Annotated in this window: 5 protein-coding genes; 2 read left to right on the top strand and 3 right to left on the bottom strand. The window is 75.1% G+C overall.

Features of this window, described 5'->3' with window-relative positions; translation table 11 throughout:
- Nucleotides 1-285: 285 nt before the first annotated feature.
- Nucleotides 286-4,770: a hypothetical protein gene (locus tag AB0F81_RS20665; protein WP_360199518.1), complete on the top strand. Its 4,485-nt coding sequence runs from the start codon at nt 286-288 to the stop codon at nt 4,768-4,770.
- Here AB0F81_RS20665 and AB0F81_RS20660 read toward each other — a convergent pair.
- The 3 genes from AB0F81_RS20660 to AB0F81_RS20650 form a co-directional block, all read right to left on the bottom strand.
- The gene (locus AB0F81_RS20660; protein ID WP_360199516.1) at nt 4,759-4,971 is read right to left on the bottom strand and encodes a hypothetical protein; all 213 of its coding nucleotides are present in this window, start codon (nt 4,969-4,971) and stop codon (nt 4,759-4,761) included. The genes AB0F81_RS20665 and AB0F81_RS20660 overlap by 12 nt on opposite strands.
- A complete protein-coding gene (locus AB0F81_RS20655; RefSeq protein ID WP_360199514.1) occupies nt 4,968-5,630 on the bottom strand; it encodes a 4'-phosphopantetheinyl transferase superfamily protein in 663 nt (220 codons plus the stop codon). The genes AB0F81_RS20660 and AB0F81_RS20655 overlap by 4 nt, the downstream gene beginning before the upstream one ends.
- A 62-nt stretch (nt 5,631-5,692) precedes the next feature.
- Complete coding sequence (locus AB0F81_RS20650; RefSeq protein ID WP_360199512.1) at nt 5,693-6,514, bottom strand: methyltransferase domain-containing protein; 822 nt, start codon at nt 6,512-6,514, stop codon at nt 5,693-5,695.
- Nucleotides 6,515-6,614: 100 nt separating this feature from the next.
- Here AB0F81_RS20650 and AB0F81_RS20645 point away from each other — a divergent pair, with 100 nt between their 5' ends.
- Nucleotides 6,615-9,545, top strand: coding sequence for an AAA family ATPase (locus tag AB0F81_RS20645; protein ID WP_360199510.1), 2,931 nt, complete (start codon nt 6,615-6,617; stop codon nt 9,543-9,545).
- Nucleotides 9,546-9,713: the final 168 nt, after the last annotated feature.

The following is a 9,713-nucleotide window of genomic DNA, read 5'->3' as shown; positions in this document are numbered from 1 at the left end:
ACCTTCCGCCGCCGCTGCCTTCAACGATCCCGTGACTCCCACTACCGCAAACGACTCAGCACGCTCGGAAGCTACGAACCGCCGTAGCAGTACTAACCGGATCCGGCGCCGCGGGGCGCGGGCTGGCACGCGAGCCAGAGCGGCGGCTGGGCGTGAGACTCGCGCGAACTTGCCTGGACACTCAAGAGCAACGACAAGGCAGCGAGCAGATCGCGCCCGGCGGGTCGCGCGGCAGTGCCATCATGAGACGCCGAGGCGTATCGATGTCCACGAAGGACGGCGACCGTGCGCGATCCGGAAACCAACCACGCCGCTGAGCAGGCGCGCGCTGCTGAGCAGGCGCGCGCCGGGGTGCGGGCCTGGGTGCGGGACGCCGGGCGGCGGGCGAAGGCGCGGGTGCGTTCGGCCAGCCCGTACGCGATCTTGGCCTTTCTCACCGCCTCGGCGGTGGCGCCGGTTGCCGGGGCGGGGCTCGGGGCGAGCGCCGAGTTCGCGGCCGCGCTGGATCAGCTCGGTGGGGTGGGCAGCAACTTCCTGTCGGACGCTCTGGCCGGGACGGCCCGGCGGTTGCGGGACGGCGAGGCGAAACCTACCGAGGAGCAGTGGCGGGATGCCATCGCGGCGGATCTGCTGCCCCGGTTGGCGGCCGCCGACGAGCAGGGGCGGGCGCTGCAGGAGGAGATCTCGCGGGTGCTGCGCCAGGTGGACGCGGTCGGCACGGCGATCTCCGAGGCGGCGGTCACCGACGAGGAGCTGCGGCACGCCCTGGAGGGGGCGTTTCAGGAGCTGGGCACCGGTGTCGGCGAGCTGCACTGGATGCTCGCGGACGTCCGGGAGAGTGTGGACGGTCTGCGGCAACAGCTCGCGGTCCAGAGCCTGACCCTGCATCAGCAGCTTGCCGAGGTGCGCCGGCATCTGGTGGCCTTCACGCGGGAGCAGTTGCCGGCGGACGATCCGGTGCCGGCGGATGTGCCGCCGGGTGCGGTTCCGCCGTACCCGGGGCTGGTCAGTTTTCAGCCGGAGGACGCGCCCTGGTTCCGTGGCCGCGAGTCGCAGGTCGCGGAGTTGCTCGGCCGGCTGGCCGAGCAGGCCGTCGGCGGCCCGCCCCTGGTGATCACCGGGGTGTCCGGCGCCGGGAAGTCTTCGCTGGTGCGTGCGGGTCTGCTGCCCGGCATTGCCGGGGGCACGCTGGGCGCGGAGGCTGCGGCTTGGCCGTGGGTTTTGACGACCCCGGGGGTACGCCCGCTCGCAGCCCTCGTGCAGCGCCTGCGGGCGGTGGCCGACGCGAACGGCAAGGAGCCGCACCGACAGGCGGAAACCGGGCCGAGCAGCGAGCCACCGCAACAAGCCACAACCGACACCAACAACGAACCACCGCAACAGGCCGCAGCCGACACCACCAACGACGAACCACAGCAGCCCGCCATCGACACCACCAACGACCAGCCACAGCAGCCCGCCATCGACACCACCAACGACCAACCACAACAGCCCGCCATCGACACGAACAGCGAGCAACCACAGCAGCCACCAACGGGAGCCGACGCGAAAGCCGCAACCGGCACGAACGGGGAGGAGCCGCAACGGCCGCGAGCGGTGATCGAGGCGAGCGGCGCGGAACCGCGGCGGCTGCCGGTTACGGCCGGGGCGGGCAGTGCGAGACCGCAGCTGGTGGGTGAGCTGGCCGCCGAGGCCACCGCCGCCGGCCGCCGTCCCGTGATCGTCGTGGATCAGTTCGAGGAGCTGTTCACCCAGTGCGCCGACCCGGCCGAGCGGCTCGCCTACGTGACCGCCCTGACCACGGCAGCCCCGGCGCTGGTGGTCATCGCCGTCCGATCGGATTTCTATCCGGCCTGTGTGGAGCTGCCCCCACTCGCGAAGGTGCTCGCCGCCGGGCATGTCGTCCTCGGCCCGCTGGACGCCGGCGCGATCCGCCGGGCCGTGGTGGAGCCGGCCGAGCAGGCCGGGTTGAGCGTCGAGCCGGGCCTGCCCGACCTGCTGCTGCGGGACCTGGGCGCGGACGGCCGGGACGGGTACGAGCCGGGCGCGCTGCCCCTGCTGGCGCACGCGTTGCGGGCCACCTGGGACCGGCGGGAGGGTGCCCGGCTCACCGTGGGGGCCTACCGGGCGACCGGCGGGATCCGGCACGCGGTCGCGGAGACGGCTGAGCGGATCTATCTGGAGCTCGACCTGGAGGATCGGGAGCGGCTGAGGGAGGCGCTGCTCGGGCTGGTCACGGTGACCGGGACCGGGACGGTGGTGCGCCGCCGCGGCGAGCGGGCCGCCGCCGATTCGCGGGTGCTGCGCCGGCTGGTGAAGGCCCGGCTGGTCACGGTCGGCGCGGAGACCGTGGAGATCAGCCATGAGGCGCTGCTGACCAGTTGGCCGCGGCTGGCCGGCTGGCTCACCGAGGCGCGCGAGGACCTGCTGCTGCGCCGCCAGGTGACCGAGGCGGCCGAGGACTGGGACCGGTCCGGCCGGGACCCGGATCTGCTGCCGCGCGGTTCGCGGCTGCTGGCCGCCCGGGAGCGGGTTCCGGACGGTGAGGGCGTGCCGCCGGTGGTCGCTCAATACCTGGCGGCGGGCTGGGCGGCCGCCGAGCGCGCGGAGGAGGCGAAGCGCCGCGGCACCCGGCGGCTGCGCCGGCTGGTCGCCGGGCTGGCGGTGGCGCTGCTGCTGGCGGTGGGTGGCGGAGTGTTCGCGCTGCAGCAGCAGGAGCGGGCGGAGGCGCGCGGGCGGGAGTCGCTGTCCCGGCAGTACGCGGCCGAGTCGGTGAACGCCCTGCTGTGGGACGACACGCAGGCGGTCCGGCGCGCCCTTCAGGCCTGGCAGGAGGCGCCGACCACGGAGGCTCGGGGCGCGGTGCTCTCGGCCCGGATGGTGAGCCTCCGGGGCCGGCTCGGCACCGCGAACGGCGGGTCCGCCGCGTCGGTCAGCCCGGACGGTGCGCTGATCGCCATCGGCCATCTGGACGGGACGATCCGATTGTGGGACACCGCCACGTTGCGCGAGACGGGCGAACCCCTGTACGCCGGCGACCCGTCGCTCGTGGCATCGCTGGAGTTCTCACCGGACGGCCGGTTCCTGGCGTCCGGCGTGTTCACGGCCGACGGCGTGAAGGTGTGGGACGTGGCCACACGGCGTGCGCTGCACACGTTGAAGGCGAGCGGCGCGGTCGGCTGGCTGCCCGGCACCGCCACGCTGGTGGCCAGCCGGAGCGAGCCGGCCGATGATCAGTTCCAGCTGGGTTTCTGGGACGCCGCCCGGGGCCGGCTGCTCCGGTCGATGCCCGTCGGCGACTATCTCGGCTTCGACCTGGCGATCAGCCCGGACGGCAGCCACGTGGCGATGGCCAAGGGCCGCGACACCCCGGTCCGGGTCTGGCGGCTCGCCGACAGCCGGGCGGTGACCGACGTCCCGGACACCATGAGCGTGGCGTTCGCGCCGGACGGCTCCCTGGTCGGCGTGAACCGCCACGGTCTGCTCACCCACTGGGCGATCCCGTCCGGCCGGAAACTGCGCGCGCTGAACTCCACGGCGGATCTGTCGGGTTCCGGCCGGATCACCGTCACCAGCGACGGCGTCGTCATCGGCAAGAGCGGCGCCACCACGGTGAGCCTGTGGTCCTTGACGAGCGAGACGATCGGCACGATGCAGCACGGGGAGGGCAACGTGGACGCCTCCGCGGCTTCCGCCGACGGCCAGCTCATCGTGGTGACCGGCCACAACCAGCCGACGACTGTCTTCCGGCGCGGAACGAACTGGCTGCGGAACGAGAGCAAGGTCCGCGACGTGGCCTTCTCGCCGGACGGCCGCCGGCTGGCCGCGGCCGGGGACGACGGCCGGGTTCGCGTCTGGGACGCCAGATCCCGGCGGTTGATCAGCTCGTTCGAGACCGGCGGGACACCGCGCGCGCTGGGCTACACGCCGGACAGCATGCTGATCGTGGCGACCGGCAGCAGCCAGGACGGCACCGGTTCGCGGGCCGTGCAACTGCGCGAGCCCGACGGGCGGCTGACCGCCACCGTGCCCCTGACCGGTGATCCCACGGACCTGGCGATCTCCCCCGACGGGACCGTGCTCGCCGTGCCGACCGGGGAAGGCATGGCGGATCTCCTCGCCGACCGGACCGGTATCCCGGAGGAACTCGTGGTCTACGACCTGCGGCAGCGCCGGATGATCAAGAAGATCCGGTTGCCGCACAGTGCCTTCGCGGTGGCCTTCTCCGCGGACGGGGCCACAGTGCTGGCCGCGCTCACGAGAGTCGACACCGCCCGGTCCGAGTTGTGGTCGTGGCGTACCGCGGACCTGGCCCCGGCCGGCCGGCACGACCTCGGCGAGCACCAGGTCCTCGACCTCGCGACCGCCCCGGACGGCCGGTTCCTCGCGGTCGCCGGGACGAGCCGGGCCGTCGACGTACGCACCCCGGACGGCGCCCGCTCGCTGTGGTCCACTCCGGCCCAGCTCGGCAAGATCGACCGGATCGCCTTCGCGCCGGACGGGCGCACGATCGCCGCGACCGCCACCGGCGGGCCGGTCCAGCTGTGGGACGTCGGCACCCACGAGTTGACGGCGGTGCTGAGCGGGCACGCCGACAGCTCGATCAGCGTCGCCTTCTCGCCGGACGGCCGGCTGCTGGCCAGTTCCGGCAGCGACGAGACGACCGCGGTGTGGCAGCTGGACACCGGTGCGGCGGTCCGGGAGCTCTGCGTTCTGGCCGAGCTGGCGAGCCGGCAGGACAGTGTCGCGCCGCCCGAGCTATGCCGCTGACCGCAGCAGGCCGGCCAGGGCGTCGCCGAGCCGTTCCCGCCGGCAGAGCCGGTCGTGCCCGCCGGCGAACTCGGCGTAGGTGAGCGGACAGCCCCGCGCGGTCAGCACGTCGCGCAGGTGCCGGTTGGGGCGCAGGGTCACGGGACTGTCCACGATCACCGGTGGGACGGTGCGCGGGGTCCGCGGCGGAACGGAGGTCACCGGCACGGTACCCATACCGCGGTTACCACCAGACCGCGTTCGACGAGGTAGCGGCCGTGCAGGGCGGTGAGCGGCGGCCCGCCGTCGATCCGGGCGCCGTCGACGCGCAGCCGCGCGGTGAACGCGCCGGCCGCCGGATCGACGGTCAGGTTCGCCTCGTCGAAGCCGAGCCATCGCCGGGTCAGCGGGTACCAGGCCTTGTAGACGGCCTCCTTGGCGCTGAAGAGCAGCCGGTCCCAGTGCACGGCCGGTTCGGCGCGCGACAGGCGCGCCAGGTGCTCGGCGTCGCCCGGCGCGGTCACCGCGCCCAGCACGCGCGGCGGCAGCGGTGCGTGCGGCTCGGCGTCGATGCCCACGCTCGCCACCTCTTCGGTACGGGTGACAGCCGCCGCCCGGTATCCGGCGCAGTGGGTGATGCTCCCCGCCAGACCGGCCGGCCAGACCGGTTCACGGCGTGGTCCGGGCCGGATCGCCACCGGCGGATGCCCGAGCCCGGCCAGGGCCTCCCGCGCACAGCGCCGCGCGGTGACGAACTCGCGCCGCCGCCCCGGTGCCGCGGTCGCGACCAGGTCCTCCTCGCCGGGGAAGGATCCTTCGGCCTCGTCGTCCGCGAACGCCTCGGCGGTGACCACCGACGACGGCAGCAACGAGCCCAGCACCGGCTTCCCTCCCCCTCCCGCGGGTCGGTCCCACGGGAAGAGGAGTGTCCCACCCGCCTCGGCTATCGACGAGCCTTGGCCCGGTAGGCGCCGATCATCAACGGCCACATCGCGGTGTGCCCGCCCTGCTCCACCACGGCCCGCTCCATGTCGGTCAGCCAGGCGTCACGCTGCGCCTCGGTGGCCACGCCGAGCGAGATCGCGGCCGGCGCCACACTGCGGTAGGTGGCGGTGAGCATCCCGCCGGCCCGCGCCAGGGGTTCCATCCGGCCGGCCACCTCGATCCCGTCCGGCTCACCGATCCCGGCCTCGGCGAACAGCGCCGGCAACCGGTGGCCCATCCGGATCTCCCGGCCGGCCGTGGTGAACGTGCCGAGGAAGACCCGCCGCCACTCGTCGACCAGCGGCAGATCCGGGTAGACGCCGACGGTGCGCAGGTCGTAGTCCTGCACGACGAGGTGCCCGCCGGGCGCGGTCCACTCCCACATCCGGCGCAGCACGGTCACCGGGTCGGTGACGTGCATCAGCAGTAACCGTGCGAAGACCAGGTCGTATCCGCCGGGCGGCGGCTCGTCGCGGATCGCGTCGCCGGCCACGAACCGGCACTGCCGGTGGCCCGCGTCGTGCAGCATCCGCACCGCGGCCGTGCCGAGCGTCGCGTCGACGTCCATCCCGGTGACCGTGCCGCCCGGGCCGGTCCGCTCGGCCATCAGCCGCATCGTCTCGCCCGGCCCGCAGCCGACGTCCAGGCAGCGGGCCCCGGCGCTGAGCCCGGCCCGGTCGAACAGCGTCGCGGTCGCGTCCTGCCAGATCCTCGCCTGGACGCGTAGTCGCTCGTACTCGGCATCGGTGCGCCCGAGCACGTACGCATCGGTGGTGGTCATCGTCGCCTCCCGGCTGTCGTGTTGTGTTCGCCAGGCTGGCGCGTGGCGCCGCGCGGGCTCATCGTGGAACGACTACTGAGGTTTCACCGGGAGCAGGACGATGACCGGGACGCCATGGGGGCGTGAGGCGGAGCTGTCGGTGCTGGCCGGCGGCCTGGCCGCCGCCGCGTCCGGCGCCGGCCGGCTGCTGGTCGTCGAGGGGCCGGCCGGGATCGGCAAGACCACGCTGCTCGACGCCGCCGCGGCCCGGGCCGCGGATCACGGCATGACCGTGCTGCGGGCCCGCGGTAATCCGCTGGAGCAGGACTTCGCCTTCGGCATCGCCCGGCAGGTGTTCGCGCCGGTCCGCGCCACCGACGGCTGGGCGGCGATCTGTCGCGGGCCGGCCGAGCCGGCCGACCGGGTGCTCACCGCCGATCCGCCGGTGACCGGCCACGACGTGGAGGCGATGTACGCGGCGGCGCACGGCCTGTTCTGGCTCACCGCCCACCACGCCGGCCGGACCCCGGCGGTGCTCTGCGTCGACGACGTGCATTGGGCGGACGCGCCGTCCCTGCGCTGGCTGGTGGGCCTGGCCCGGCGGATCGACGAGCTTCCGATCGTGGCCATCCTGGCCGCCAGCACCGGTGAGCCGGCCGCCGATCCGCGGATCCTCGGCGAGCTGACCGCGACCGCCACCCCGGTCCGCCCGCGACCCCTCGATCCGGCCTCGGCGGCCCGGTTGATCGGCTCGGCACTGCCCGGCGCGACGCCGGGCTTCGCCCGCGCCTGTCACGCCGCCACCGGCGGCAATCCCTTCCTGTTGTCGGTCCTGCTCAGCGAGGTACGAGCGAACGGCGCCACCCCGGACGACGACGGCGTGACGGCTCTCGGCACCGGCCCGGACCGGGTGCACCGCTGGGTGGAGCAGCACCTGCGGCGGTTCCCCGGCGGCGCCGTGGACCTGGCCCGGGCGCTCGCCGTTCTCGGTCCGGCCGCCACCCTGCGGCACGCGGCCGCGCTCGCCGGCCTGCCGGTGGACCGCGCGGCCGTCCTGACCGACGCGATGCGCGCGTCCGGGCTGCTCAGCGCGGACGCGGCGCCGGTGCTGGCCCATCCGATCGTCGCCACCGCCCTCTACGACGGGATGGGTCCCGGCCTGCGTGGCGTCCTGCACTCCCGGGCCGCCCGGCTGCTGGCCGCCACAAACGCCGGCGACCCCGAGCGGGCCGCCCTGCACCTGCTGCACGCCGAACCCGTCGGCGACGACTTCGCCATCGGCCTGCTGCGCGCCGCGGCCCGCCACGCCACCTCCCGGGGCGCGCCGGAGGTCGCCGTGACGTTCCTGCGCCGGGCCCTGAACGAACCACCCGCCGAGCGCCACACCGAGACCGCGATCCGGCTCGACCTGGCCCTGGCCCTGGCGGCCGGACGGCAGGCCGGCGCGAACGAGCTGGCCCGCCGGCTGGTGGCCGGCATCGACGCGCCGGCCGACCGGGCGGACGCGGCCCTGCGCTGCGGGCGGGCCCTGGCGCTGACCGGCGACCAGCCGGCGGCGATCGACCTGTACCGGCTGGTCCTGGACCGTCCCGCCGGTGTTCCCCCGGACACCCTGGCCCGGATCGAGGCGGAGTGGGCCGCCAACGCCTGGACCGACAGCCGCACCCGGCCGGCGGCCGGCGCCCTCGCCCGCGCCCGCCTGGCCACCCGGTCGCCGGCCGCCCCGGCCCGGCCCGCCGCGGAGACACCGGCCGCCCGCGCGGCCGCGGAAACACCGGCCACCTTTGCCGCCCGCCCGGCCGCGGAGATCTCACCTGCCGCGCGGGCCTGGCAGGTCGACGGGCCGCCGGAGCTCTGGCGGGTTGCCGCCGTCGCCGAGGCCACCTTCGCCGGCTGGCCGCCGGGCGAGTGTCTCGCCCTGCTCGCGCCCCTGCTCGACACCGGCGCGCTGGCCGCCGAGACCGACTCGCTGCTGCCCACGGCCGCCGCCGTCATGCTCACCGCCGGCGGTCACCTGGACCGGGCGCTGGCGCTGGCCGACGGAATGATCGCCGACGGCCGGGCGCGGGGTTGGCCGAGCACGGTCGCGCACGGCGGCTTCCTGCGGGCGCTCGCCCTGCTCCCGGCCGGCGCGGTCAGCGAGGCCGCCACCGAGGCACGCGCCGCCCTGGACTTCAAGATCGCCACTGGCACCACACCGGCGGCCGCGATGCTGTGGGCCCTGACGCCGCTCATCGAGGCGCTGGTCGAGGCCGACCGGGCCGCCGGGGCCGAGACGGTGATCGCCTCGGCCGGTCTCGGGGAGCCGCCGGCGCACGCGCTCACCGCTCCGATGTTCCTGCAGAGCCGGGCCCGGTTGCGGATGGCACAGGGGCGGCCGGGACCCGCGCTGGACGATCTGCTCGACGCCGCCGCCCGCTGGGCGGAACTCGACATCAGCCACCCGGTGCTGGTCTGCTGGCCGGCCGGGGCGGTCCGGGCGTACCTCGCGATGAACCGGCCGGACCGGGCACGCCGCACCGCCGAGACATACCTCGAGTCGGCCCTGCGGACCGGCGCGCCGGAGGCGATCGGCGCGGCACTGCGGGCGTCCGCCCTGGTCAGTGCGGGAGCCGACCGCATCGCCCTGCTCGAACGCGCGGTCCAGGCGACCGGCGACGGCCCGGGCCGCCTGCAGTACGCGTACGCCTTGCATGATCTTGGTGGGGCGCTGCGCCGGGCCAACCGGCGCGGCGAGGCGCGCGAGCCGCTGCGCGCCGCGCTGGAGATCGCGGACGCCGGCGGCGCGGCCCGGCTGGCCGGGCGTGCCCTGGCCGAGCTGCGCGCGGCCGGCGCCCGGCCGCGGCGAACCGCCCGGCACGGGATGGACGCGCTCACCGACGCGGAACGTGCGGTGGTCGGCCTCGCCACCCGCGGGCTCACCAACCGGCAGATCTCCGAACAGCTGACCCTGAGCCGGCGCACCGTGGAGACCCACCTGGCGCACGCCTACCAGAAGCTGGAAATCCACTCCCGCGCCGAGCTGGCCGGCGTCACGGCCTCGCCGCGATGATCCCTTTCGGTCCACGGTGGACCCGGTTCCGACGAGCGGCCGACCCGGCCCGGCGAATGCGGAGATGACCCTGCCGAACGGCGCAACCGGACATCCGGAGGAACCGGTCAGATCTCGGACTTTGGGCGCGACTTCGCCGTGCTGAAGCGGGAACGGCAGTCATCGGAA

Origin of the sequence: Actinoplanes sp. NPDC024001, from assembly GCF_040638955.1 — a bacterium.
Classification (GTDB): Bacteria; Actinomycetota; Actinomycetes; order Mycobacteriales; family Micromonosporaceae; genus Actinoplanes.
This window is presented reverse-complemented; position numbering and strand designations above follow the sequence as displayed.

Bases quoted from the DNA above. Each gene is read 5' to 3' on its own strand.
- AB0F81_RS20650 (WP_360199512.1), bottom strand. From the start codon at position 6,514: ATGACCACCACCGATGCGTACGTGCTCGGGCGCACCGATGCCGAGTAC.
- AB0F81_RS20645 (WP_360199510.1), top strand. From the start codon at position 6,615: ATGACCGGGACGCCATGGGGGCGTGAGGCGGAGCTGTCGGTGCTGGCC.